Annotated in this window: 19 protein-coding genes and 1 pseudogene; 9 read left to right on the top strand and 11 right to left on the bottom strand. The window is 69.5% G+C overall.

Features of this window, described 5'->3' with window-relative positions; all coding sequences use genetic code 11:
* Positions 1 to 36: 36 nt before the first annotated feature.
* Both FHX37_RS22135 and fxlM read right to left on the bottom strand, forming a co-directional pair.
* On the bottom strand, positions 37 to 207 hold the full coding sequence (locus tag FHX37_RS22135; protein ID WP_141926218.1) for an FxLD family lanthipeptide: 171 nt from the start codon (positions 205 to 207) through the stop codon (positions 37 to 39).
* A gap of 67 nt (positions 208 to 274) precedes the next feature.
* A complete protein-coding gene (fxlM, locus tag FHX37_RS22130; protein WP_246062497.1) occupies positions 275 to 1,504 on the bottom strand; it encodes a methyltransferase, FxLD system in 1,230 nt (409 codons plus the stop codon).
* Positions 1,505 to 1,861: 357 nt separating this feature from the next.
* Between fxlM and FHX37_RS22125 the strand changes: the two genes are divergently transcribed.
* The 4 genes from FHX37_RS22125 to FHX37_RS22110 all read left to right on the top strand — a co-directional run bounded on the left by FHX37_RS22125 (position 1,862) and on the right by FHX37_RS22110 (position 4,206).
* Positions 1,862 to 2,671, top strand: a complete 810-nt coding sequence (locus tag FHX37_RS22125; RefSeq protein WP_246062496.1) for a helix-turn-helix domain-containing protein — start codon at positions 1,862 to 1,864, stop codon at positions 2,669 to 2,671.
* The gene (locus FHX37_RS22120) at positions 2,664 to 2,849 is read left to right on the top strand and encodes a DUF397 domain-containing protein (RefSeq protein WP_141926217.1); all 186 of its coding nucleotides are present in this window, start codon (positions 2,664 to 2,666) and stop codon (positions 2,847 to 2,849) included. The genes FHX37_RS22125 and FHX37_RS22120 overlap by 8 nt, the downstream gene beginning before the upstream one ends.
* A gap of 33 nt (positions 2,850 to 2,882) precedes the next feature.
* Positions 2,883 to 3,089, top strand: coding sequence for a hypothetical protein (locus tag FHX37_RS22115; protein WP_141926216.1), 207 nt, complete (start codon positions 2,883 to 2,885; stop codon positions 3,087 to 3,089).
* Positions 3,090 to 3,213: 124 nt separating this feature from the next.
* Positions 3,214 to 4,206: a DMT family transporter gene (locus FHX37_RS22110; protein WP_170181681.1), complete on the top strand. Its 993-nt coding sequence runs from the start codon at positions 3,214 to 3,216 to the stop codon at positions 4,204 to 4,206.
* A 17-nt stretch (positions 4,207 to 4,223) separates the two neighbouring features.
* Here the strand turns inward: FHX37_RS22110 and FHX37_RS22105 are convergent, their stop codons facing one another.
* Positions 4,224 to 4,742, bottom strand: a complete 519-nt coding sequence (locus tag FHX37_RS22105; protein WP_141926215.1) for a YfbM family protein — start codon at positions 4,740 to 4,742, stop codon at positions 4,224 to 4,226.
* Positions 4,743 to 5,300: 558 nt separating this feature from the next.
* Here FHX37_RS22105 and FHX37_RS22100 point away from each other — a divergent pair.
* The gene (locus FHX37_RS22100) at positions 5,301 to 5,645 is read left to right on the top strand and encodes a VOC family protein (protein WP_170181684.1); all 345 of its coding nucleotides are present in this window, start codon (positions 5,301 to 5,303) and stop codon (positions 5,643 to 5,645) included.
* A 469-nt stretch (positions 5,646 to 6,114) separates the two neighbouring features.
* On the opposite strand, the gene FHX37_RS22095 is transcribed toward FHX37_RS22100, so the two are convergent.
* From FHX37_RS22095 to FHX37_RS22085, 3 genes are read right to left on the bottom strand one after another with little or no spacing between them, the layout of a single operon-like run.
* A complete protein-coding gene (locus FHX37_RS22095) occupies positions 6,115 to 6,858 on the bottom strand; it encodes a VOC family protein (protein WP_141926213.1) in 744 nt (247 codons plus the stop codon).
* Between the two features lie 59 nt (positions 6,859 to 6,917).
* Positions 6,918 to 7,886, bottom strand: coding sequence for an NAD(P)/FAD-dependent oxidoreductase (locus tag FHX37_RS22090; protein WP_141926212.1), 969 nt, complete (start codon positions 7,884 to 7,886; stop codon positions 6,918 to 6,920).
* A gap of 39 nt (positions 7,887 to 7,925) precedes the next feature.
* Positions 7,926 to 8,789 carry a class I SAM-dependent methyltransferase gene (locus FHX37_RS22085; protein ID WP_141926211.1) on the bottom strand — a complete coding sequence of 288 codons (864 nt, stop codon included), beginning with the start codon at positions 8,787 to 8,789 and terminating at the stop codon, positions 7,926 to 7,928.
* A 47-nt stretch (positions 8,790 to 8,836) separates the two neighbouring features.
* Here FHX37_RS22085 and FHX37_RS22080 point away from each other — a divergent pair, with 47 nt between their 5' ends.
* Positions 8,837 to 9,418 carry a helix-turn-helix domain-containing protein gene (locus FHX37_RS22080; protein WP_141926210.1) on the top strand — a complete coding sequence of 194 codons (582 nt, stop codon included), beginning with the start codon at positions 8,837 to 8,839 and terminating at the stop codon, positions 9,416 to 9,418.
* A 685-nt stretch (positions 9,419 to 10,103) separates the two neighbouring features.
* On the opposite strand, the gene FHX37_RS22075 is transcribed toward FHX37_RS22080, so the two are convergent.
* The 3 genes and pseudogenes from FHX37_RS22075 to FHX37_RS24190 form a co-directional block, all read right to left on the bottom strand.
* Complete coding sequence (locus tag FHX37_RS22075; protein ID WP_141926209.1) at positions 10,104 to 10,724, bottom strand: hypothetical protein; 621 nt, start codon at positions 10,722 to 10,724, stop codon at positions 10,104 to 10,106.
* Positions 10,711 to 12,375, bottom strand: coding sequence for a DEAD/DEAH box helicase (locus FHX37_RS22070; RefSeq protein ID WP_246062495.1), 1,665 nt, complete (start codon positions 12,373 to 12,375; stop codon positions 10,711 to 10,713). Before FHX37_RS22070 ends, FHX37_RS22075 begins: the two co-directional genes overlap by 14 nt.
* A gap of 9 nt (positions 12,376 to 12,384) precedes the next feature.
* A pseudogene (locus tag FHX37_RS24190) lies at positions 12,385 to 12,582 on the bottom strand (HNH endonuclease); the annotation flags it as partial.
* Between the two features lie 772 nt (positions 12,583 to 13,354).
* On the opposite strand from FHX37_RS24190, the gene FHX37_RS22065 reads away from it, so the two are divergent.
* The 3 genes from FHX37_RS22065 to FHX37_RS22055 are packed head-to-tail and all read left to right on the top strand — an operon-like array spanning position 13,355 to position 16,154.
* Positions 13,355 to 14,341, top strand: a complete 987-nt coding sequence (locus FHX37_RS22065) for an ATP-binding cassette domain-containing protein (RefSeq protein WP_141926207.1) — start codon at positions 13,355 to 13,357, stop codon at positions 14,339 to 14,341.
* Positions 14,338 to 15,153 carry an ABC transporter permease gene (locus FHX37_RS22060; RefSeq protein WP_141926206.1) on the top strand — a complete coding sequence of 272 codons (816 nt, stop codon included), beginning with the start codon at positions 14,338 to 14,340 and terminating at the stop codon, positions 15,151 to 15,153. Before FHX37_RS22065 ends, FHX37_RS22060 begins: the two co-directional genes overlap by 4 nt.
* A gap of 38 nt (positions 15,154 to 15,191) precedes the next feature.
* Positions 15,192 to 16,154: an ArsR family transcriptional regulator gene (locus FHX37_RS22055; protein WP_141926205.1), complete on the top strand. Its 963-nt coding sequence runs from the start codon at positions 15,192 to 15,194 to the stop codon at positions 16,152 to 16,154.
* Between the two features lie 75 nt (positions 16,155 to 16,229).
* Here FHX37_RS22055 and FHX37_RS22050 read toward each other — a convergent pair whose 3' ends face one another.
* The gene (locus FHX37_RS22050; RefSeq protein ID WP_141926204.1) at positions 16,230 to 16,442 is read right to left on the bottom strand and encodes an MbtH family protein; all 213 of its coding nucleotides are present in this window, start codon (positions 16,440 to 16,442) and stop codon (positions 16,230 to 16,232) included.
* Positions 16,443 to 16,462: 20 nt separating this feature from the next.
* On the bottom strand, positions 16,463 to 24,316 hold the full coding sequence (locus tag FHX37_RS22045) for a non-ribosomal peptide synthetase (RefSeq protein ID WP_141926203.1): 7,854 nt from the start codon (positions 24,314 to 24,316) through the stop codon (positions 16,463 to 16,465).
* Positions 24,317 to 24,403 lie beyond the last annotated feature (87 nt).

Raw genomic sequence — 24,403 nt, 5'->3', positions numbered from 1 at the left:
TGCGCCACCAGGCATCAGGAGGGGACCTGAAGTGCGCTAACACCCCGTGGCGGGGCAGGCGCTTTCGCATGTCTGGCCGCAGTTGTCTTCCGTGTTCTGCAGCAACGCGGCGACCACCGGTCCAGATTCGGCGATGCTGACGTCGAGCTCGAACTCCGCGTCTGCCAGTGGTGCTGTCGCTGCCACCATGTCCGCGTGGATCGTCATGGGACCCGTATCCTTTCTCGTGAATCTCCGGCACTGCAGTATTGCGTTGTGACCTGGGAAAAAGCTGTCATGGCCAGGAGATGACCAGTCGTGTGTGGCGCTTGTCGATAACGCGTTTCGGTTCTTCCGGAAGCGACTCGTCCGGCGTGTGGGCGGGATACAGCTCGAAGTGCGCTCCCGGGCCGCCCCGTTGTTCGCGGTCCCAGAGCCGGATGAGTTCCGTGTACTGCTTGGCGAGGCTTTCCGCCTGGGGACCGTGGGCGTAGACGCCGAGCTCGAACCTGTTGTCGCCGGTTGCTGGCCGGGAGGCGCGGTAAGCCAGACTGTCCTCGGTAGTGGCCGTGGGAATGCCGAGTCGTGCGCCTCGGGGCACCAGTCCCCGGTCAATGGGTGCCTGCTGTGCTGCCAGCAGGCAGAACCCCGGTGCGGTGGTACCGAGCCACAGGGCGAGGTCGTCCACGGGCTCGTACCCGCCGACCTCCACACCCGACCAGTGTTCTGTTCGGGTGGAGAACAAGGCTTCGCGCAGAGACGTGGCATCGCGGTGCTCGTCACTGTCGATACGCAGACCGACCTCGTCCCCGTCCAGCAGGACCAGCCGTTCCTGGTGTGCTTCGGCGCCTTGCATAGGCACGAATCCGCACAGCGCATACTCCCGGCTCACCAACCGTTGCGCGTCGCGCTCGAAGGCGATGGAGCGGGTCAGGCCTCGCATGCGCAGCGGGACGACGAGTCGTCCGCCCTCGGTGAGCTGATCGATCCAGGCGGGCGGGATGTCCCATGCGCCAGCGGTGACGATGATCCGGTCGTAGGGCGCGTTGTCGGCCACTCCGTGGTCGGCATCGCCCAGCACCACATCGACATGGGGGTGGCCAGCCGCTGTGAGGCCGTTTCGTGCGCGTTCCACGACTTCCGGGTCGATGTCCACCGTGGTGACTTTCCCCTCGGGGCCGGCCATCGCGGAGATCAACGCGGCGTTGTATCCGCCCGATCCGATTTCCAGTACCCGGTCTCCGGATTCGATTTGGAGTTGTCGCAGCATCACCGCCTGCATGCGTGCCGCTGAGATGCTGCTGATAGCGATACCGTTCTCGTCTCGTTTGGTGACAACGGAGCTATCGGCAGCATAGGCTTCTTCGAGCGATTTCTCCGGAAGAAAAGTGTGGCGCGGTACGCTGCGGAAGGCATCGGCGATCCGGTCTCTGCCCAGCACGCCTAGCTCTTGCAGCTCACCGACCATCGCCTCCCGCAATAAGAATGCGTATTCGTCACCATCGACGGTATGTGCTGGTCCCATACCTACTCCTTAAAAACATCGATCCACCTCAGCGCCGACCACATTTTCATCAAAAAGAGGTAGAAAAAAGATATATTAAATGATTTTCCACTGCACCAAAGCGTTCATGATAGCGCCACCTCCAGGGAGGTTATCCATGAACTCGGTGTGAAATAAGGCGGGATTATCCTTCTTGCACGACATTACTCCCTACCTCCACTGGCCGCATCTTGCCACCATCGACAGTGCGATACCAGAGAGAGTGAACGATGAGCTAATGGTGGCGAGGAAGAGGTAAGAGCTGTGAAGACACGTGAAGTACCAGGGAAACCTGTGAAGCATAAGTGAATAGTCCAGCACACCTGGCAGAATCCCCGTGTGAGTAGAACGGACCGTGAGGCACTGGAACGGTGGGGGCGCGCTCTGAGGGAGCAGCGCAACGCGCGTGATATGACGCAGAACGCCCTGGGCCGGGCGATCGGCGTGCAGGGAACCGCGATCTCGAACATGGAACGCGGTGAACGAGGACCCCAGAAGCGGACTCTGAAGTCGTTGGACTCCACGCTCCAAACAGGAGGGCAGCTCACCCAACTATGGAGAGAGCTCAGCGAGAGCAGTCATCTCGCCTACCTCGGCCGGCTCTCGGAACTGGAACAAGACGCAACCTCGATCCTGGAGTTCCAACAGAGCCTCATCCCTTCCTTGCTCCAGACACGGGCCTATGCCGAGATGGTGATGCGCGAGGTGTCCCCGTGGGAATCTCAGGAGAGAACGGAGGGCAGTGTAAGAGCGAGGGTGGAGCGAGCGACGCGCTTCCTGGACGCGGCTTCTCCCATCATGGTGATAGTTCTGGATGAGAGGATTATCCGGCATCCGATCGACACCTCGGACATCATGCGAGAGCAGCTCGCCCATATCCACCAGTTAGGTGTCAACGAGCGGATCACCCTCCAAATGGTGACCGCGCGGAAACACACCGGATTGGTAGGGTCGTTCAAGGTGCTCGCCCCCGCAACAGGGCCAGAGCTCGTCTACGCTGAGTCCGCTGCCCAAGGGCAGTTCGTGGATGACAAAACCGAGGTGAGCAGGTTCAAACTCAGGTTCGGTCGGCTGCAAGCCGTTGCATTGCCACCGGACCAGTCTCTTGCGCTGGTCCAGGAGAAGATTGAAGGTTTCGACGATGAGTGACGTCCGTTGGCACAAGAGTAGTTACAGCGGAGGCTCGCATCAGGACTGCGTCGAGGTGGCCGAATCCCCTGACCTCGTCAGAGTACGGGATACCCGGAACCGAGAGTCAGGGCACCTGACTGTGACCAGTGGAGAATGGGCCGCGTTCCTCGCGGACGTGCGAGCCGATCGGCTTTGAGCCTTCACGGAGTCCCATGACGGACGAACGAGCTTGGGGATCCTGGGGACGGCGGCGGCCCTGGTGCCGTTGAGCGTGCTCAGCGTCGCCTTCCTGGGGACCCCCGTCCCGGTGGGACCGCCCGGCGTCTACGCGGGCGCCGTCGGCGGCACGGCTCTTCTCACCGCCCTGGCGGTCATGGTGCCGGTGCGGCTGTCCCTGCGGTCCCGCCCGGTGGATGCCCTCGGCGTCCGGGAATAGGGCGCCCTGGCGTCGGAGCTTCCGCCGCAGGGGTGTCCGGCGTATCCGTGCTGGCGCCCGCGGCCCCGCGGCAACCGGGGCAAAAGATTGCCTGGCCATGTACCAGGCGACATCGTGTCGGGGTATGGATCGCAGCGTCGGCACGGCCCTCTCGCGGGCGGCTCGTACCCGGCCACGGCTGGTAGTGGCTCTGGGCGCGCTCGGCGTATCCACCTCCGGGGTTTTCGTGGACCTGTCCGGGACGTCACCGGGCACCGCCACCCTCTTCCGGTGCGTGCTCGCGCTGCCGCTGCTGTGGCCCCTCGCCCGCCATGAACGGCGCCGGACGGGCGGGCTGTCACGGCGGCGCGGCGCGGTCGCGGCGGTGGCTGGTGCGCTGTTCGCGGGAGACGCGCTGTTCTGGACACAGGCGGTCTCCGAGGTCGGTGCCGGGCTGACCGCGATGCTGGTGAACACGCAGGTCGTCATCGTTCCGCTGCTGTTCCTGCTCATCGACCGCGAACGGCCACGGGGCGTCTTCCTCGCAGCCGTGCCGTTCATGGTGGCGGGCGTCGTGCTCACCGGCGGCATCGTCGGTACCGGAGCTCACGGCGCCGCTCCGGTACGGGGAACGGTCCACGCCGTCCTCGCCGCGTTGTGCTACTCGGGGTTCCTGTTCCTGCTGCGCCGCAGCGGGAACACCGGCGGGGCGATCCAGTCCTACTGCGGTGTGCTCGTGTCAGCGGCCGTCATCTCGATCGCCGTCGGAGCGCTGTGGCAGGGCGTCACGTTCGCCCCCGGATGGCCGGCGCTGGGCTGGCTGGCGCTGACGGCGGTGTGCATCCAGGTCCTCGGCTGGCTCCTGGTCGCCCTGGCGACCTCCCACCTGAGCAGCGCGGTGAGTTCGGCTCTGCTCATGCTTACCCCAGTCGGCGCCCTCGCCCTGGCCGCTGTGGCTCTGGGCCAGCAGCCCACGGTCCTGCAGCTCCTCGGGTGCGCCCTGATACTCGTCAGCGCCTACGCCGCGTCCGTTCCCGGCTCGTTCTGGCGCCGACCCATGATCGCCGCCAGGAGATCGCCGGGTTCCGGCATCCGATCCGCCAGCAGGACGGACCCGGCGAACCGGGACGTTCACTGACGAACGGTTGTCACGGCCTACGTGATCGTCTGGAGGACCCAACAGTCCCGTGCCGCGGCGTGGGTGTACAACTGCTTGAGAAGTTCGAACCCCGGCGCCAGGTCAGTGTCGAAGGCCTCGTCGTCCCAGATGTTCGGATAGATCTCCGCCTCGGACATGGCGTGGGGGTCGTAGCGTTTCCGGAGTTCGTCCACCCCGACCGCGTCGAGCGCGGTCGCGACGGCGGCCACATTCGCGGCGTCGAGCAGAAGCCGGGGGGTATCGCCGTCGCCCTCGTCGACCTGCTCCCCACCCAGGACGGCAAGGGCCAGTGGGCCTTCACCGTCCCACGCGCTTCCGGTCAGCAGCCAGTGGATACCGTGCCACGCCTTGTCCAGATCCACCACCGCCGGAGGGGCGCCCGCGCCTCCGACCGGTTCCCGGAGTGACTCGGGGTTCTGCCGCACCCTGGCGGCCTCGGCGGCGCTCAGCGCGCGCCCCTTCCAGATCATCCCCATGAACGCCTCGTTCTCCGTTCCAGGTACGCGTCCGGGCACAGCCCATGGCGGTCATGCTGACCGGGTGAGGGCCGTGACCGTCGCACTCCACGATGGCGCGGGCGAGACCCGAGCGGCCCGACATGGGATTCCGTGCCGTTGCTTCTCAGCTTCGTCGATCTCGGAGCCTGCTCACCCCGGAGCAGTACCGAGATCCGGATCGTACTGCGGGGCGGGGACAGCACGCAGGCGCCGTCTTCCCCGTCCACCGCCGGAAAGCCGTACGGGCGCGTGGTCTCGGCGCCGTACTTGCCGGCCGCAGGAATCCGGACCGATCATCGGCTCCACGGCGGCCTGACGATGGTCCACGTTCCTCATCGCGTGCGCATTCGGCGTCCCCGTAGGTGCGGCACGGTCCCCTCGTTCAGCCACGGACACGTCGGCGGCGGCTCACGCCGCGCCCCGTCGCTGGTGGTCGACGTGCCATCGAAACCGCGGCCCTTGGCTTGGCTGAGGAGACCGCCGATACCGGCTAGCACCCCGACCAGGGCGGCGAACACCCAAGCTGGCGCGGAGTACGGACGGTCCGGGGCCGCAAATAGGGTTGTGATCGTGGAGATGAAGTGGGAAGCCCTGACCGTCGACGCGCGGGAGCCGCGGTCTCTCGCGCGGTGGTGGGCGCAGACCCTCGACTGGGACGTGATGGATCCTGACCCGGCCGGCGTCGAGGTCCGGTCGCCCGACCGGCACTCGCCGTCTCTCTTCTTCGTCCACGTGGACGACGCGAAGCCGGCCAAGAACCGCCTGCACCTCGACCTGTACGCGGAGGACCAAGCGGCGGCCGTGGACGACCTCGTCGCCAGGGGAGCCACACGCGCCGCCGTGGGGCAGTCCGATGACGCCGAATGGGTGGTGCTGCGTGACCCCGAGGGCAACGAGTTCTGCCTCCTCGAACCACGCTGACCGCTGCGGGGACCCGGAGTTCTCGCATTTCATACCCATACGGGCCGGGTGATGGCCCTCGAGCCTGGCGCTGTTTCCACGCTCGGCGGTCACGTGTGGAGGCAGCGCCAGACTCGATGCGTGCTCCGGGATCTGTGCGGCGCGTAGGCGGGCGTGTATGCCCGGAGGTCATGCCCACTCCGCTCGATCCCGGCATTCGCACGTTCGTAGACCAATCGCGGGAACTCCGGGATCCTGCTGACCGCTGCCTCCGCGATCGTCTCGCGCGGAACCCGCCCTCGCCGGTGGTAGCCGACGCGAGCCGGCCGGACCCCTCAGCCGACCCCATCGGCCTCACCGCGGGGCGCGGCTACAGCCGACCGGAACTTCGCCGTTCATAGGCCCCGCAAGCGGCATGGGCGATGATGCGGTCGTAGTCCGGCCGGTGGCCGCCACTGGTGTCCACGGTGCGGCTCGGCACGGTTCCGCGTCAGGCCGGGCCGAGGACGCAGAACTCGTTGCCCTCCGGGTCCGCCAGGACCGTCCACGGGACGTCGTCACCCTGGCCGAGGTCGACGTCGGTGGCGCCGAGAGCCCGCAGCCGGTCCGCCTCCGCCGACCGCTCGCCACCGGCGTACGGCCGGAGGTCGAGATGGACGCGGTTCTTCACCGTCTTCACGTCGGGTGTGCGGACGAACTCCAGATACGGGCCGACGCCCGCGGCGGAGCGCATCGCCGCGTGGTCGTCGGTGACCTCGTGCAGGGTCCAGTCCATCGCCTCGTCCCAGAACCGGGCCATGGCCCGCGGATCCGCGCAGTCGACCAACACGGCGGCGATCGGCCCGGTGTCCTGGTAGGTCGACCGCGGCTCCAGCACGCAGAACTCGTTGCCCTCCGGGTCCGCCAGGACCGTCCACGGAACGTCGTCACCCTGGCCCACGTCCGCGGGCGTCGCGCCGAGGTCCTTGAGGCGGGAGACCACCTCCGCCTGGTGGTCCGCGGAGGCAGTAGCGAGGTCGACGTGCACACGGTTCTTCACCGTCTTGGGTTCCGGGACGGTGAGAACATCGATGCAGACGGCGGTGGGGTCGGGATAGGAGAAGCCCACGGGTTCGAGGTTGGTCACGCCGGGTCCCTCGCTGCTGGTGCCCCAGCCGAGCACCTCCGCCCAGAACCGGCCGACCGCGGAGTCGTCCCGGGCGTTCATAGCAATCTGGACAAGTCGTGTTGTCATGCCGTTGATCCTACGCCCGCGGGCCACGGAACCGCCCGCGTTCGCCTCCCGCTCCCGGCTCACCGGTGCCCGGCGGTCTGCCCGCGCGCGTGGACGGCCGCGTCCGCGTTCTCGGTCACGAGGTCGGCGTTGATCGCGGTCGCGGCCGCGGCTCCGGACCCCGAGGAGGCGGCGACCATCGCCCCGAGGTCGGCCGAGTTCCCCGCGGCCCACACGCCGGGAACGTCCGTCTTCCCCATGTGGGAGGTACCGACGAACGCGCCGAGCGGGTGCTCGGTGAGGGTCCCGCCGAGCTGCTCGTACAGGTCCTCCCGGGCGAGGAACCGGGGTGTCACCGTCGCCGCGTCCGCGCCGAACTCGTACCCGCCGGTGAGGACGACGCCCCGCAGGGTGCCGTTGTCGGTGCGCAGCCGCTCGACTGTGCCGTCCACGATCCCGATGTCCCGAGCGGTCAGCCTCTCCCGGGTCTGGTCGTCGAGCTCCGGCATGGTGTGGGTGAAGAGTGTGACGTGGCCACTGAGCTGCCGGAACATCAGAGCCTGGTGGGCGCTGAGGGAGGTGGTGCCGACCACGCCGATGCGTTGTCCGCGCACCTCCCAACCGTGGCAGTAGGCGCAGTGCAGCACACCGCTCCCCCACAGCTCCCGCACTCCGGGGATGTCGGGAAGTTCGTCGACCAGGCCGGTGGCGAGCAGGAGCCTCCGGGACCGCACGACCCCGCCCCCGGCGAGGCCGACCTCGAACCCCTCGCCGTGGCGGCGCGCGGTGACGGCACGGTCCCGGTGGATCCGCGCACCGTACCTCTCGGCCTCCTCGCGGCCCGCCGTCAGCAGGTCCAGAGGTGAGGTCCCGTCCAGGGCGAGGACGTTGTGCACCCCGGCAGCGGGAGCGTTGCGCTGCTCGCCGGCGTCCACGACGACCACCGAGCGCAACGAGCGCGCCAACGCGACGGCAGCGCTCAACCCAGCCGCGCCACCCCCGATGACCGCGACGTCGACCCCGGCCTCACGCGTGTGTTCCGTGTTCACTGTGGTTTCCCCCGTATCGTTCGTCTTCCCGTGGGTGGGTCAGGGCCGGTGCGCCGCCCAGGCGGTCCGGCTCCCCCGGACCGTCAGGTCGCGGCGGTGCCCGACGGAGGCGGGATCGTCCTCGTCCAGCAGGCGGTCGAGGGCGGCGAGGTCGTCGGCGTCCAGCCGGTCGGCGAGGCCGTGGCGCATGTTGCCGAGCACGGTCCGGGCGTAGCGGTTGGCCGCCGGCGGCGCCGGCGGCCCCACCTCGTAGGTGAAGGTCCGCTCCTCGGCGACCCGGAACCCGGACCGTTCCAGGTGCGGACCCCAGTTCGGGTGCGCGTTCCAGTTCGCCTCGGCCGTGGCCCGCGCGCAGCGGTCCTCCAGGCCGGGGCGACCTGTGCCGGGGTCGTCGGGCAGGAAGCGCGGCAGGCCGTCCATCTCGACGACCACCAGCAGACCGCCGGGGTTCAGCGCCCCGTACAGGTCACCCAGCAGCCGGTCGGGGTCCGCGGCGTGGTGCAGCGAGGATGCCGCCCACGCGAGGTCGACCGTGCCGATGTCGGGCCAGGCCTCGTCCAGGTCGGCCCGGACGAGGCGCAGCCGCTCCCCCAGCCCCCGCGCGGACGCCGTCTCCCTGAGCCGGTCGAGCATCACCGGCGACTGGTCGACCGCGACCATCCCCGCCTGTGGGAAGCGGCGCGCCAGCGCCAGTGTTCCGGTGCCGGTCCCGGCGCCCACGTCGGCAACGGTGCGCGGGGTGGAGGCGGCGGTGTGCCCGCCGGCCCACGCGGTTATCCCGTCGAGGTGCGAGCCCAGTACCTCGGCGTCGAGGTCCAGCATGTCCGCGATGGCGGCGTCGTCGTGGCGGTGGTGTTCACCCTGGTCGTGGTGCTGCGCGTGGTGGCTGTGGTGGTGTTCCATGCTTCCACGCTAAACACGTTCTGCTCTCATCGCATATACTCTTGCCTATGGAGCAAGAATCCGACATGGACAGTGTGATTCGCCAGCGCATCCGCGGCCTGCGGTTGGCCCGGGGGTGGACGCTGGACGCCCTCGCCGCGCGCTGCAACACCAGCCCGTCCAACCTGAGCCGCATCGAGGCCGGGCGCCGCAGGATCGCGCTGGACCAGCTGGTGCCCATCGCCCGGGCCCTGGACACCACCCTCGACCAGCTCGTCGAGTCCACCGGCGACGAGGACGTGGTGATCCGGCCCCAGCCCTGTGACGCGCAGGGGACGACCAGTTGGCTGCTGTCCCGGGAGCGCTCCCTGCACGGCGTGACCGTGGCGAAGATGCGCATCACCCCGGACCGGCCGACCGACGCGGAGCACCTGAAGGTGCATCCCGGACGCGAGTGGTTCACCGTCCTGTCCGGGACCGCCCTGCTGCGGCTGGGCGAGCGCACGATCCTGATCCAGGAGGGCAACGCGGCCGAGTTCGCCACCATGACCCCGCACGCCATCGGCGCCCAGGACGGCACCGTGGAGATCCTGACCATCTTCGACCACAACGGGGAGCGCACCCACCTCCGCGACGGCGGCGGCACGTGAGCGCGGGTCGTCGTGCAGGCTAACCTCCGTCATCAGAACCGGATTCTCCGACTACGAGGCGTTGCCGAACGACCTTCCATCCCTACAAGAGGGAGACGGATATCCGGGAAAGGGTCGGGCGGAAATTCGCGGCACTTCCCAACGACTCGTTCATGGCTAGCGAGTGTACGGCCGACCCTCGACAGGAAAAGCGTTACCCCAACCTGACAGCTGAGGAGCCGAAACCTCGGCCACAACCCGTTCGGGCCGATAGCACGCACCCCTGGTCGGACATTCTCAAATGAGCTACATCAGTCGCTGTACTCGTTGTATTCTGCTCCAGATTTCTTATATGCCCCGGAACCGCAATAACTCAACAGCCTCCTATTGGCTGAGAAATTCCTGTTGTTACCATGCCAGAATTCGATACCAAGCCAGCCGCATCACGAGCCAGCCATTGCATGCTGCTAAACGCACCGGTATCGGCAGTTGATATATCGACGAGCGCGCCTTCACAATTATGGAAATTGAAGAATCTGCGGCTCACATCTCGGCAGCTTCCTCGGAGATGGCATCCACCCTAGGACAAAAAGGTCAGGCAGCAATATCTTATCTTCGTCAACCTCCAACACCAAAGTCAAACATGGCAGCAGCGGGGTACGCAGCACCATCATCTACGCCGACCAATAGATTTCCAGCGAATCCTCTAAACAGAGGAATCATCCTCGGTAAGTAGCTGACGCAAGACAGCCAGTTCATCAGGGCTGTAGCGGCGGCGGAGTGTTATTGCCACGTCGTCGACGGGAGTACCTTTAGGGATACTCGGCGTTGGTACTTGCAGCCCGGATTCGATCATGGCGCGGTTAACGGAAATCTCTCCTGCTAGGACACGAGCGTGATAGTTGGGAGCATCGCGTTCGAGGCGGCGAAGACGGTAGGCACGCCGGTTTCCTTGCTTCCCACTCTCAGATGACTCCTCAATGGAATTTTCAAACATTACTCCATAATTATCGGCATCCTCGGAATTCTGTTCGCCACCTTTTTTCTCGGAAAGCGCAGATTCCAAGTCACTAGCCAGTTGAGGATCATCACGAACAAGATTTTGAACGCGTTCTATATTGGCATAAAGCCCATGGGGATGCTCGAGAAAGTCAGCGAATCGGGTGAACTCGTGGTGTGTACCGTTGGGGTGGGTATAGGACTTCCAGGCGTCTTCGTGAAGCAGGCGCCGGAGAGCGTCAATGAAGTTCTGTAGACGCTGACTTCCGTGGGTGAGACTGGAGGCTGCCGAGGCGATCAGCGTCCAGTTGGTGTCATGTTCGCTCAATGGTTTCTCCGAGCTGGCGGTCCAGAACCTGGATACGGGAATAGAGCGTCTCGATAGTCGCTTTATCTATTCCCTTTTCGGCACACTCCCGGTTCAGTTCGGCGTAAATGTGGTTGTATTGCCGTCCTGTGTGACGGGCCAGCTTGCTCACCTTGCGCTGTACCGCTTTGCGCAGTGCACTCTTACGCTCTGAGCGTGTCTCTGATGCCCCTGATGATGGCTTTTCAGTGGAAGCCGTCTCCGTGGTGTCGTTCGGTGTGACGTGTCGAAGGAGGCGAGCCATCTCCGCATCGGAGAGTTTAGTGAGGTTGACTTGTACAGCCACGCTGCGGGCTCGTTCGATCTCAGCGGAGGTGAAGTCTTCTCCCGACAGGATCGTTTTTTCGTGGGTGGCAGCACTGGAGCTGATGGGGTCGACCATGCTGAACAAGGAGCCGGATTCCCCGTCGTTGTAGTCACGCTCCTGCTGTTCGGAGGCTTCGGCCAGAGCATGGTCGAGCTCGGTTTCCATCTCAGCAGCGTTCTTCAACAGATCCGCGATCGAGGGCACATACAGGGCCGCGCACGTTTCGTCGTCGTCACTGCGAGTGCGCACGAACCGGCCAGCGACCTGGCGAAAGAACAACGGGGTAGTGGTACGGCTGGCATAGACCCCTACGGCAAGGCGGGGGATGTCCACCCCTTCTGAGACCATCTGCACCGCGATAATCCAGCGGCTCTTGGCCTGGGTAAAGTCACGGATCACCTTGCTGGCGTCGGGTTCATCAGAGATCGCTACGGCGACCTTCTCCCCAGTAATCTTCTCGAGGAGCTCAGCGTACCGGCGCGCGTGATCCTGGTTGTCGGCGACGATGAGCCCCCCGGCATCCGGGGTGTGTTCCCGCTGCCGGCTGAGTTCGCCATCGGCCGCGCGCATGACCGAGCCGATCCATTCTCCGTTGGGTTCCAGCGCTGCTTTCAGAGCGCGCTTGGCCTGAGTTTCGTCCTCATTGGACAACAGGCCATTAACCACGGTGCCCGCGTCGGACCACGTACCCTCCCCATCAAAAGCGGGAAACGCGATGGGGCGCACGACACTGTCCTTGACGCCGTCACCGTAACCGTAGGTGTAGTCGGCCTGGCTGCGGTGCACTCCGTCGGAATCACGATCGTAGGTGACGTAGGGGATGGGGTTGTTGTCACTACGAAACGGGGTTCCGGAGAGGAGCAATCGTCGCATGGCCGGATCACAGGCTTTGCGCAGTTCGTCTCCCCAGGATCGGTTTTCCCCGGCGTGGTGGACCTCGTCGAGGATGACGAAAGCTCGCTCCGCCAAGCGCCGGTAGATCAAAGGATTGGACATCACGGCCTGATAGGTCACTGCAGCACCATGGAAGTCCCGAGCCAGGGCTGCTGCATCGGCGGTGAACCGGTCATCGATATCGAGTCCGAAGCGGTGCGCGGCCCGGGCCCACTGGGTGCGTAGGTTGCTGGTGGGAACCACGATGAGGATTGCGCGCACACGTGGATGCATGCGACGTGCGGCTTCCAACGCGAATGTGGTCTTTCCGGCACCCGGGGTCGCCGTCAGGAGGAAGTTTTCGCTGGTGGTGGCATCGAACCGTTCGAGTGCGGCCTGTTGCCATTCGCGCAAGGGGGGAGATACGGCCACGGACGCTCCTTTATGGAGATTGCAAGACGAGCACAGGGCTTGGCCGTTGACGACATCCGTGGCACCACCGCGGGAATGCGGCGCAACGTGATCAGCATGGAACCCCGGATCGAGTCCTGTACCGCAACGAGCACAATGTCCACCGGAGCTGAGGAACAGAGCCGCACGCTCCTGGCCACTGAAACGTCTTCGCGGGTCTCGGGTCATAGCGCCACCAAGGCTTTAGTCCTGTCTCATCTTAGTCATCAGTCTGTCTCGGCCCTCTGACAGTACGAGAGGAAACCAGACCTCCGCCAGATTATGAGAAATTATTTTAAACCAATCATGCCGTATAGGGCAGGCGTAGGTAGGACCCCACAGTCCAGGACTCATATCCGAGCGTACGAGAGACCACAAACGAAGAATATGAGTATTCGCTGTTAGTCATCACCCTTCCCATAAGTTCGCACTACCTCTTCATCTTTGTTCATGATTATACAAAATAAGCACTACTCGATATTTTGGTGCCAAAATGTCCACAAAAGAGTAATTTATGGATTATACACAAAAACGGCCCAATTGGACTATTTACACGCTTGCGCTACACCTAAACGCCGTGGTAATTGCCAGTTTTTGTCCAACACCTTCGATCAGGGAACCCGCTCCACCGCCCGGGCCGCCCGCCAGCCACCATCCGCGTCGGGTTTCCCGTGCGGGGGTGGACGCGGAGCGCGCCGCACGGCTAGCATGCTGCTTCCTGACCTGGCTGGTCCCCTCCCGGTTCTCCGGGAGGGGTTCGGCTGCCGGTCGCGGCGGTACAGCGGCCACGCCCCTCCACCAGCGGGTTCCTCCCCTCCCGGGATCGCCGGGCGCCCGTCGACCAGGACGTCGACCGGAACCGCGCCGCCCCTCCCCCTTCTCCTCCTGCCGTGTCAGTGGTGTGTCAGCGGTGTGTAACCGCGCCGCGCAAGGCTGGCCTCCGGACGAAGGAGGAACGCCTATGACCATGACCATCGAGGCCCGCGGACTGGTCAAACGCTTCGACGGCACCACCGCGCTGGACGGCGTCGACCTGGACGCCCCCGCCGGTTCCATCCTCGGCGTGCTCGGACCCAACGGCTCCGGGAAGACCACCACAGTGCGCATCCTCGCCACCCTGCTGCGGCCGGACGCGGGCAGCGTCACCGTCGCCGGTTACGACGCGCTGCGCGACCCCGTGTCGGTGCGCGGCCTCATCGGGCTGACGGGGCAGTACGCCTCCGCCGACGAGGAGCTCACCGGGGTGGAGAACCTGGAGATGATCGGCCGCCTGCTGGAAATGCCCACCCGGCAGGCGAGAGCCCGCGCGCGCGAGCTGATCTCCCGTTTCGACCTCACCGAGGCGGGCAAACGGCCCGTGAAGACCTACTCGGGCGGGATGCGGCGCCGGATCGACCTCGCCGCCAGCCTGGTGGGCCGCCCCCAGGTGATCTACCTGGACGAGCCCACCACCGGCCTCGACCCGCGCAGCCGGGAGGAGCTGTGGCGGATCGTGCGGGAGCTCTCCGACGAGGGGACGACGATCCTGCTCACCACCCAGTACCTGGAGGAAGCCGACCAGCTCGCCGACCAGGTGGCCGTGCTCGACCGGGGGAAGGTGGTCGCCGAGGGGGGGCCGGCGGAACTGAAGCGGCGCGTGGGCGCGCAGACCCTGCGCGTCCTGCCCACCGACCGGGGCGACATCCCCACGGTCGTGTCGATCCTGACCGAGCTGTCCGGCCGGGAGCCCGCCGTCAGCCCGGAGCACGGGCTGGTCACCGTCCCCACCGACGACCCGGTGATGCTGTCGGCCGTGGTCCGGCGGCTCGACAACGAGGCGATCGAGGCCGACGAGGTCGCGTTGCGGCTGCCGAGCCTGGACAGCATCTTCCTCGCCCTCACGGGCCACCCGGCGGAGGCATCCGCCGTCGAGAGCACCCCCACCGCGCCCGAGAAGAGCCCCGCATGACCCCCACCACCGAAGCCCCACCGCGCGCCCCCCGGCGCGGCCGTATCGGCCCCGTCCGGGGCGTCCAGCACAGCCTGACCCTGGCGAACCGCAACATCCGCTACATCGTGCGCTCCCCGTCCACGCTGGTGGACACCGTCATCCAACCCATCCTGTTCCTGCTGGTGTTCGTGTTCCTGTTCGGCGGGGAGATCTCCGGCGGGTGGCAGAACTACCTACAGACGCTCGTGCCCGGGCTCATGGTGCAGATCACCATGTACGCCAGCATCGGCACCGGTATCGCGTTGAACACCGACATCTCCAAGGGGGTGTTCGACCGGTTCCGCAGCCTGCCCATCGCCCGGTCGGCGCCGCTGGTCGGCGCGGTGCTGGGTGACGTGGTGCGTTACGTGGTGGCACTGGCCGTGCTGCTGGCACTGGCGTTCGCCCTCGGGTTCCGGGTGCAGACCAGCGTGCCCGAGGTGGCCCTCGCCTGCGTCCTGACGCTCCTGTTCGGTCTCACCCTGTGCTGGCTGTCCGTCCTCATCGGGATGATGGCCACCAGCCCGCAGGCGGTCCCCGGGATCGCCATGGCGATCATCCTGCCGCTGACGTTCGGCAGCAACATCTTCGCCTCCCCGGAGAGCATGCCGCGGTGGTTGGAACTGTGGGTCGGGGTGAACCCGGTGAGCTACTTCGTGGACGCCGTGCGGGGACTGACCATCGGCGGCCCCACGACCGGGCCCGTCCTGACGAGTCTCGCCGCGGTGGTCCTCATCCACCTGGTCGTGTTCCCCGGCGCCATCCGGGCGTACCTGCGGCGGGCCCGGTGACCGGGGCCCGCGTCGTGTCGCGCGAAAGGAATGCGTAGTTGTCGAGCATCCGCCTCACCCCCGAGGACATGGGACGGGTCCGTTTCGCGGGGACGACCCCCGTGCTCATCGAGACCGTCCACGCGATCGAGCGCCTGCTGGCCGACGCGCAACGCAACCGGGGGTGGAGCCGTTACGCGCGCAACCGGCTCGCGTCGCTCGCGGTCGTGCGTTCGGACCTGGCGGACGCCTCGGCGCACGCGCCGGAGGCGTTGTCGTGGCTCCTTCCGGAACCCGGGAGCGGCGAGCCCATCCGCACCCCTCCCCCGGAGGGGTCGGCGCGGCTGCAGTCCACCGCGGCCGTGCTGTCGCGGGTGCTGCACACCGCCGTTCTCCCGTTCGAGGGGCGCCTCCGGGCGTTGCAGACGGAGGCCAGCGCCCGCTACGGGAGGCTGGTCGCCTCCCGGGGGGCGGCCGCCGCGCTGGAGCGGCTCGGTGACCGGGCGCGGTGGAACGGGGGCCGGCTGGAGCTGGCCGACGGCGGCAGCGGCGAGGTCCGTACCGGCGGTGCGGGGCTGCCGCTGCTGCCGTCCGTGTTCCTGGAGTCCGGGCCGCGGCTGGTACTCCTGCCGGCGGCGTCCGGGCAGGGGCCCCGCCCCGCGCTGGTGTTCCCCGCCTTCGACTCCTACGAGGCCATCGACTCCCTCGTGTCGGAGTCGCGGCCCGGGTCGGAGCGGTTGAGCCGCCTGCTGGGCCAGACCCGGGCGGCGATCCTGGCCGAGGTGGTGACGCCCATGTCCACGAGCGAGCTCGCCGCGGCGCTGTACGTGTCCCCCACCACGATCAGCGAGCACACCGCGGTCCTGCGCGACGCCGGGCTGATCACGACGTCCCGGGACCAGAACCGGGTGCGGCACCAGGTCACCCGGCTGGGTGTGGCGCTGCTGCACAGCCACGGCGCCGACGCGGGCGGGGAACTCCCCGGCCCGCACCTGGACGGCCCGCTGAGCCAGCCGGCGTGACCGCGTGCCGGCGGCCGCCGGAGGTGGGGGTTCCCCGGCGGCCGCCGGCGGTCGAGGGTCGTTACCGCCCGGCCGTCACTGGCCGTCGAGTTCGGCGACGAGGCTCGCCGGGCGCATGTCGGTCCAGTTGCGCTCGACGTAGTCCAGCGCGTCGGCGCGGGACGACTCGCCCAGCGCCACCTCCCACCCGTCGGGCACCTCGGCGAACGCGGGCCACAGCGAGTGCTGCCCCTCGCCGTTCACCAGCACCAGGTAGGCGGCGTCGTCCTGCTCGAAGGGGTTGCTCATCCTTCTCACCTCTCCTCGGGTTACTGTTTCCGGCCCGCGGCTCTGGCACCGCGGCCGGGGTTTCGGTCGGCCGAGTCCACGAGCTCCCGCAGCGCCGCGGTGAACGCGGCGGCGAGCCGTTCCACCGTGTCGGGGTGGTGCCGGTTGGTGGAGTAGGTCCACACGAACTCCAGCCGCTCCTCGCGCACCCCGCCGGTGACGTCGAGGAGGGTGGGGCGCTCCTCCTGGGGCGCGTGGTCGCCGCTGGGGGTGTCCAGCAGCCGTCCCACCGGCTCCTGCCCGGCGCCCGGGTCGAACTGCCCCAGGTAGTTGAAGCTCACCGGCGGGGTCGGCATGGCGGCCAGCGTCCCGGAGGCGGGCCGGTCGTCCAGGTAGCGCAGCGCGCCGAACCCGATGCCGGGCGGCACGGCGCGGACCTGCTGTTTCACCGCGGCGATGGTGCGGGCCCAGTCGTTCTCTCCGGGCAGGTCCAGCAGCACGGGGTAGATCGTGGTGAACCAGCCGACCGTGCGGGACAGGTCGACGTCGTCGAAGAGGTCCTCGCGGCCGTGCCCCTCCTTCTCCACCCGCAGGCGGGAGGTGTCGCTCCAGTCGGTGACGGTCTTCCCGAGGGCAGCGAGGAGGACGTCGTCGACGCGGCTGCGGAACCGGCCCGGCACCGTCCGCAGGAGGGTGCGGGTCTGTTCGGCGGTGAGGGTGGAGACGGCGGTGGCCTCGGAGGCGACGTCGTTGGGTCCGCTGTCGCTGTCCACGGGGATGTCGCCGCCGGTGTCGGCGGCGATGGCCTCCCACTGCTCGGCGTCCGGATCGAACCCGCCGTCGCGGGTGTGCTGGACCAGGCGCCGCGCCCACTGGGGGAACGGTGTCGTCGCCGGGCCCAGCTCGATCGGTTCGCCGGCGTCGAGCTGGGCGTAGGCGGTGGCGAGGTCCTCCAGGAGCACGCGCCACGACACCCCGTCGACGGTGAGGTGGTGGGCGGACAGCAGGAGGCGGCCCGGCCTGTCGCCGCTGGTGGTGAACACGAACGCGTCGAACAGCGGCCCCTGGCTCAGCCGGGACGGCGGCCGGACGCGGGCCGCCCGTTCGGCGACGGCGCGGTCCAGCTCGTTGTCGTCCAGGCCGGTGGCGTCGACGACGTGGACCGACTGTCCGGAGTCGGCGTCGGCCAGCACGTGCTGGCGCCACTCGCCGCCGGTGTCGTCCACGCGCAGCCGCAGCATGGGGTGGTGGTCCACCACGTGCCGGAGCGCGCGGGCGAGGGTGTCCGGGTCGGCGCCGTCGGTGAGCTCCACCAGCAGCGACATGTCGAAGTGGTGGGGGGCGTGGCGGTGGTGGTCGAGGAACCACCGGTGCACGGGGGTCAGCGGCACCTCGCCGGTGACGGCCTCCGCCGCGTCGGTGGTGTCCGGCGCGGAGGTGCCGGTGTCGCGCTCGTCGACGGCGGCCGCGAGCGCGGCGAGGGTCTGGCGCACGAACACGTCCTTGGACGTGAGTTCGATGCCGCGGCGGCGCGCCCGCGACACCAGCTGGATGCTGAGGATGGAGTCGCCGCCGAGGTTGAAGAAGTTGTCGTGCGCGCCGACGCGGCCCACCCCCAGCAGTTCGCTCCACTCCTCGGCGAGGATGCGCTGCGTCGTCCCGGAGGGCGGGGTGTAGTCGGCGGTGGTGAACGCGTCGTCGTCCACGGCGGGCAGGGCCGAACGGTCGAGTTTGGCGTTGGCGGTCAGCGGGATCTCGTCCACGAGCACCACCGCCGCCGGAACCATGTAGCCGGGCAGGCGCTGGGCCGCCCAGGTGCGGATGTCGCCGGGGGCGGGCGGTTCGGTTCCGGGGTCGGCGACGGCGTAGCCGACGAGGCGCCGCGCGCCGGTGGCGGTCTCGTCGGCGATGACGGCGGCGGAGCGCACCCCCGGCATCGCCGTGAGGGCGGCCTCCACCTCGCCGGGTTCGATGCGGAACCCGCGGATCTTCAGTTGGGCGTCGTCGCGGCCGTGGAACTCCAGGCCGCCGCTGTTGGACCACCGGACGATGTCGCCGGTGCGGTACAGCCGGTCGCCGCCGCCGAACGGGTTGGCGACGAACCGTTCGGCCGTCAGGCCGGGCCGCTGGTCGTACCCGGCGGCGAGGCACTCCCCGGAGAGGTAGAGCTCGCCGGGCACACCGGGCGGGACGGGGCGCAGCCACCCGTCCAGGACGTACGCGCCTGTGCCCGGCAGGGGGTGGCCGATGAGGGGCCGGTGGGCGGGCCGCACCCGCCACACCGTGCTGTTCACGGTGTTCTCGGTGGGGCCGTAGAGGTTGTACACGGCGGCGTTCCCGGCGTTGAGCCGTTCCATCAGCGCGTCGTCGAGGGGTTCGGCTCCGACGGTGAGCACCGCCAGCGGGTGGTGGTCGTCCTCCAGCAGCCCCGCCGACACCAGCTGCGCCAGGTAGGAGGGGGTGGTGTCGAGGTAGTCGACGCGGTTGTCGTGCAGGTAGCGGTTGAGGGCCTCCACGTCGGTGCGGGTGTCCTCGTCGATGACGTGCAGGTGGTGGCCGTTCAGCAGCCACACCAGCGGGTCCCAGGAGGCGTCGAACGTCCAGGCGGCCAGGTGGGCGGCGGTGAGCTCCCGTTCGGCGGCGCGCTGGGGTTCCAGCACCGCCGCGTGGTAGGCGGCCGCCATGGCGCGGAGGTTGCCGTGGGTGACGACGACGCCCTTGGGGGTGCCGGTGGAGCCGGACGTGTACATCACGTAGGCGGGGTGGCCGTCGCGCAGCGGCCGGGGCCGTTCCCGGTCGGTCACCGGCGCGGCGCCGGGGTCGGTGGCGACGGTGTCCACCGTGGTCACCGGCAGCCCGGTGCCCTCCGGGACGGTCGCGGCGGTGGCGCTGGTGGCCAGCGCGCGCACCGCCCCGGAGGTGGCCAGTACGGACCGGGCCCGCTCTTCGGGCCCTCCCGGTTCGACCGGCACGTAGGCGGCGCCGGCGCGCAGCACCGCGAACAGCGCGGCGACGGCCTCGGCACCGCGGGGCAGGAACACCGCCACCCGGTCGCCGGGGCCGACACCGTCGGTGAGGAGGGCGCGGGCGAGGGTGTTCACCCGCGCGTGGAGACCGGCGAACGTCAGGGTGGCGTCCGTGCCGGTGACCGCCGGGCTGTCCGGCCGGGCGGTGGCGTGTTCCGCCAGCGGGGCGAGGACGTGCTCGCTTCCGGCGGTGGCGGGGCGGGGGGTGCCGGCCGTCAGGAGGCGCGCGCGTTCCTCGGGCGGCGACAGGTCCAGGGTGCGCAACGGCGCCTCGGGGTCGCGGGTCCAGGCGCGCAGGACGGTCTGCACGTGCTCGGCGAACCGGTCGATGGTGGCGGGGTCGAACAGGTCCGTGTCGTACTCGACCGCGCCGAGGAGGTCCTCGCCGTCCGCGGTGACGTCCAGGCTCAGGTCGAACAGGGAGTGCCGCCGCGTCAGCGGGTGGTCGGTGATGGCGAGCCCGGCGATGTCCACCTCCTCCCTGGGGGCGTTCTGCAGCGACACCAGCGCCTGGACCAGGGTGGGGCGGGAGGGGTCGCGTTCGGGCGCGATGGCGTCCACGACGGAGTCGAAGGGGACGTCGTCGTGCTCGAACGCCTCCAGCAGGGTGTCGCGCACCCGGTCGAGGAGGCGCGCGGCGGTCTCGGTCTCGTCGACGCGGGTGCGCAGCGCCACGGTGTTGGTGAAGAACCCGACGATGTTCTCCAGTTCGGTGCGGTCGCGGCCGGAGGTGACCGTGCCGATGGTGATGTCGTCCTGGCCGGTGTAGCGGGCTAGGACCAGTTGCACCGCCGCCGTGACCAGCATGAACCGGGTGATCCCGCGCTGCGTCTCCAGGTCGCGCATCCCGGCCACCAGGTCGGCGGGGAAGGTGAGGGTGCGGGTCTCGCCGCGGCCGCGCCGCACCGGCGGCCGGGGATGGTCGGTGGGCAGGTCCAGCGGTTGCGCTCCGGCGAGCCGGTCGGTCCAGTGGGCGAGCTGGTCGTGGAACCGGTCGGACTCCAGGAAGCGGTCCTGCCACACGGCGACGTCAGCGTAGCGCAGTTCCAGCGGTTCCAGCCCCGCCGCCCGGGGCAGCTCGCGGGGCTCGGCCGCGGGGTCGGCCGCGGCCGCCTGGTAGAGGCGGCCGAACTCGCGGTTCAGCACCGACATCGACCACGCGTCCATGATGATGTGGTGCAGCGCCAGCATGAGGACGTGGTCGCGCTCGTCCAGCGTCACCAGCAGCGCCCGCACCAGCGGTGCCGTGTCGAACGCGAACGTCCGCTGCATGCACTCGTCCAGCAGCCGCTGCAGCTCTCCGTCGCGCCGTTCGGGGGCGAGACCGGACAGGTCGGCGGTCTCGGGGGTGATGTCCACATGGTCGTGGACCACCTGGACGGGCGCGCCGTCGCGGGTGGCGAACGAGGTCCGCAGGGTCTCGTGGCGGTGGGTGAGGGCGGCCAGGGCGCGGCGCAGCGCCCGCCCGTCCAGCGGCCCCCGCAGGCGGAGCGCCCCGCCGGAGTTGTACTCGGCGCTGCCCGACCCGTACTGGTCGAGGAACCACAGGCGCCGCTGCACCGCGGACAGCGGGGCGTGGCCCTCCCCGGCGGGAGGGGCGAGGCCGGGGGTGAGGGCGGCCTCCCGGGTGGCGTCGGGTGTCCGCGCGTCGACGACGGCGGCGAGGTCGGCCACGGTGGGGTGGTCGAACACGGTGCGGGCGGACAGCTGGACGCCGAACGTGTCGGCGAGGCGGGACAGCATCCGCAGCACACCGACCGAGTCCCCGCCTACGCGGAAGAACCCGTCGTGGACGCCGACCTCGCCGGTGTCCAGCACGTCGCGCCAGATCGCGGCGAGGTCGCGTTCGGTGGGGGTGCGGGGCTCGACGTGCCCGGCGCCCGACTGGGCGGACCAGTCCACCGGCGGCAGCGCCGCCCGGTCGGTCTTGCCGTTGGCGGTCACCGGCATCGCGTCCAGAACGACGAACGCGGCGGGTCGCATGTAGCCGGGCAGCGCCCCGGCGGCCAGGTCCCGCAGCCGGTCGGGGGTGGGCGGCGGGTCGGTGGCGGCGGTGACGTGGCACACCAGGCGCCGGTTGGGGCCGGTGCCGTCCACGGTGACGGCGGCCTGCTCCACCTCGGGCAGTTCCGCCAGCACCGCATCGACCTCGCCCGGTTCGATCCGGTGGCCGCGGATCTTGACCTGGTCGTCGGCGCGGCCGAGGAACTCCAGCCGCCCGCCGGGGGCGCGGCGGACCACGTCGCCGGAGCGGTACATGCGCGCCCCGGGCTGGCCGAACGGGTCGGCGACGAACCGGCCGGCGGTGAGCCCGGCCCGATTCCAGTACCCGTGGGCGAGGCCGTCGCCGGCGATGTACAGCTCCCCCGCCGAACCCTCGTCCACGGGCCGCAGCCACGGGTCCAGCACGTACAGGCGGGTTCCGGCGACCGCCGCCCCGAGCGGCGGGGTGGCGGCGCCGGCGAGCGGGTCGCTCATGGTGGCGCACACCGTGGTCTCCGTGGGGCCGTAGGCGTTGTACACGCGGCGCTGGGCCGTGAACCGCCCGGCCAGCTCGCCGGAGCAGGCCTCACCGGCGACGAGGAGGTCGGTGACGGGGCCCAGCTCGTCGGAGTCCAGCCCGGACAGCAGCGCGGGAGGCAGGGTGACGTGGGTGACGGCGTGCTCCCGCAGGGTCTCCGGCAGCCCCCGGCCGGTGAGGGTGTCCGACGGCAGCAGCACGGCGGTGGCGCCGTTCAGCAGCGCCACCAGGAGTTCGGCGATGGAGGCGTCGAAGCTGGGCGAGGCGAACTGCAGCAGGGTCGCTCCGGGGCCGACCCCCATGCGTTCCCCCTGGGTGTGCACCAGGGCGGTCAGCCCCCGGTGCGGCACCAGCACCCCTTTGGGGCGCCCGGTGGAGCCGGAGGTGTAGATGACGTAGGCGGTGTCGGCCACGGTGGGAGTGTCCCGCAGCGGTGTGGCGGCGGCGGTGTCGTCCCGCTGGTGGTCCAGGCGCAGCAGCGGCACCTCACCCGCCAGGCCGTCGGCGGCGTCGCCGGTGGTGATGACGAGCCGCGGCCGCGCGTCGGCGACCATGTGGGACAGCCGGTCGCCGGGGTACTGCGGGTCCAGCGGCAGGTAGGCGGCGCCGGCGCGGGTGACGGCCGCCAGCGCGGTGGCCAGGTCGGTGCCGCGCTCCATGCACACCCCGACCCGGTCGCCGCGCCGCACCCCCTGGTCGCGCAGGTACCCGGCGAGGCGGGCGGCGCGCTCGTCCAGCTCGGCGAAGGTGACGGTGCCCTCCGCACCGACCAGGGCCGGGGCGTCGGGGCGCGCGCGGGCCTGCTCAGCGAGGAGGTCGCCCAGGGTGCGGTGCGGGACACCGGGGGCGGTGTCGACCGCGGCCTCGGCGCCGCCGGTGGCGGGGACGCCTCCGGACCGGTGCAGCGGGCGCGGGTCGCGGGCCCGGCTGAGGAGGGTGCGCAGCCCCTCGGCGAACCGCTCCACCGTGGCGGCGTCGAGGATGTCGGTGTTGAACTCGACGGAGGCCTCCACCCCCTCGGCGTCCCGCTGGAACTCCAGGGTGAGGTCGAATACGGCGTGTTCGCGCCGCACCGGGAACGTCGCGGCGTCGAGGTCGCCCAGGCCGGGCCCGGTGGCGCTGGTGGCGTCCTGGAACACCACCGCGGCCTGCACCAGCGGCGGGACGGCCGGGTCGCGCTCCGCCAGGACCGCGTCCACGACGGTGTCGAACGGCACCTCGGCGTGGTCGAGGTCGGACAGGGCCTCCTCGCGGGTGCGGTCCAGGTGCTCGGCGAAGGTGCGGGTCTCGTCGACACTGCCGCGCAGGGCCAGCGTGTTCACGAAGAAGCCCATCATGTGGTGCAGGCGCGGGTCGGCGCGCCCGGAGGTGACGGTGCCCAGCACCACGTCGTCGGTGCGGCACCACCGCCCCATGGCGAGGTGGGAGCCGGCCAGCAGCACCAGGAACAGGCTGGCGCCGCGCTCCTTGGCGAGCTGTTCCAGCTCGGTGGTGACGTCGGCGGGGACGCGGAACCGGTGGGTGGCGCCGCGCATGCTGCGCGCCGGCGGTCGGGGCCGGTCGGTGGGGAACTCCAGTTGGGGGGCTCCGGCGAGCCGGTCGCGCCAGTAGGCCAGTTCGCGTTCGCGGCGTTCCTCGGCCTCGGCGGAGCGCTTCCAGGCGGCGTAGTCGGCGTACTGGGCGGGAAGCGGTTCCAGCTCGCCGGCCAGCTCGGCGGGTTGGCGCTCCGGGGCGGCCGCGGCGGCGGAGTACAGCCGGTCGAGCTCGGTGCGGAACAGGGCCAGTGACCAGCCGTCGGTGACGATGTGGTGCAGGACGACGAGCAGGACGTGGCGGCGCTCGCCGGCGGGGAACAGGCGGCAGCGCAGCAGCGGCCCGGTCTCCAGGTCGAACGGTTCGGCGTAGTGGCGCCGCACCAGGTCGTGCAGCTCCTCCTCGGTAGCTGGTGTCTCACCGGTGGTCGGCAGCGCCACGTCGTAGGGGGGACCGACGACCTGGCGGCCCTGACCGTCGGCGTCGCGGAAGGTGGTGCGCAGCGCCTCGTGCCGGTGCACGAGCGCGGTCAGGGCGCGGGCGAGCGCGTCCGGGTCGAGGTCGCCGCGCAGGTCGAGCGCGAACCCGGAGTTGTAGTCGGCCCGGCCCGGGTCCATCCGGTCCAGTACCCACAGGCGCTGCTGCGCCGGGGCGAGGGGGATGTCGCCGTCGCGGGGCACGGTCGGTATCCCCTCGTCGCGGCCGCCTTTCCCGGCCTGGAGCCGGCGCCGGAGCTCGGCGCGGGCGCGTTCCTGGTCCGCCGCTGAGCGCCGGGGGGCGCCCGCGGTGGTGGCGTCGTCGGACGCGTCTGTCATGGTCCGGTCCTCGTTGCACTGTCGTGGGGGTGGTCGGATCGCGGAGGAGGGGACGCGCTGGTGGGCGCGGCCCCGGTGTCGCGTCGG

The sequence above is a fragment of the Haloactinospora alba genome, from assembly GCF_006717075.1.
In the GTDB taxonomy this organism is placed as follows: domain Bacteria; phylum Actinomycetota; class Actinomycetes; order Streptosporangiales; family Streptosporangiaceae; genus Haloactinospora; species Haloactinospora alba.
The sequence above is the reverse complement of the archived record's forward strand: the minus strand, read 5'-3'. Positions and strand labels throughout refer to the sequence as shown.

What these genes read in the sequence shown, in the direction of transcription:
- FHX37_RS22085 (WP_141926211.1), bottom strand. Translation starts at nt 8,789, where the DNA reads ATGGAACACCACCACAGCCACCACGCGCAGCACCACGACCAGGGTGAA.
- FHX37_RS22110 (WP_170181681.1), top strand. Translation starts at nt 3,214, where the DNA reads ATGGATCGCAGCGTCGGCACGGCCCTCTCGCGGGCGGCTCGTACCCGG.
- FHX37_RS22135 (WP_141926218.1), bottom strand. Translation starts at nt 207, where the DNA reads ATGACGATCCACGCGGACATGGTGGCAGCGACAGCACCACTGGCAGAC.
- FHX37_RS22060 (WP_141926206.1), top strand. Translation starts at nt 14,338, where the DNA reads ATGACCCCCACCACCGAAGCCCCACCGCGCGCCCCCCGGCGCGGCCGT.
- FHX37_RS22100 (WP_170181684.1), top strand. Translation starts at nt 5,301, where the DNA reads ATGAAGTGGGAAGCCCTGACCGTCGACGCGCGGGAGCCGCGGTCTCTC.
- FHX37_RS22065 (WP_141926207.1), top strand. Translation starts at nt 13,355, where the DNA reads ATGACCATGACCATCGAGGCCCGCGGACTGGTCAAACGCTTCGACGGC.
- FHX37_RS22050 (WP_141926204.1), bottom strand. Translation starts at nt 16,442, where the DNA reads ATGAGCAACCCCTTCGAGCAGGACGACGCCGCCTACCTGGTGCTGGTG.
- FHX37_RS22095 (WP_141926213.1), bottom strand. Translation starts at nt 6,858, where the DNA reads ATGACAACACGACTTGTCCAGATTGCTATGAACGCCCGGGACGACTCC.
- FHX37_RS22120 (WP_141926217.1), top strand. Translation starts at nt 2,664, where the DNA reads ATGAGTGACGTCCGTTGGCACAAGAGTAGTTACAGCGGAGGCTCGCAT.
- FHX37_RS22045 (WP_141926203.1), bottom strand. Translation starts at nt 24,316, where the DNA reads ATGACAGACGCGTCCGACGACGCCACCACCGCGGGCGCCCCCCGGCGC.
- fxlM (WP_246062497.1), bottom strand. Translation starts at nt 1,504, where the DNA reads ATGGGACCAGCACATACCGTCGATGGTGACGAATACGCATTCTTATTG.
- FHX37_RS22080 (WP_141926210.1), top strand. Translation starts at nt 8,837, where the DNA reads ATGGAGCAAGAATCCGACATGGACAGTGTGATTCGCCAGCGCATCCGC.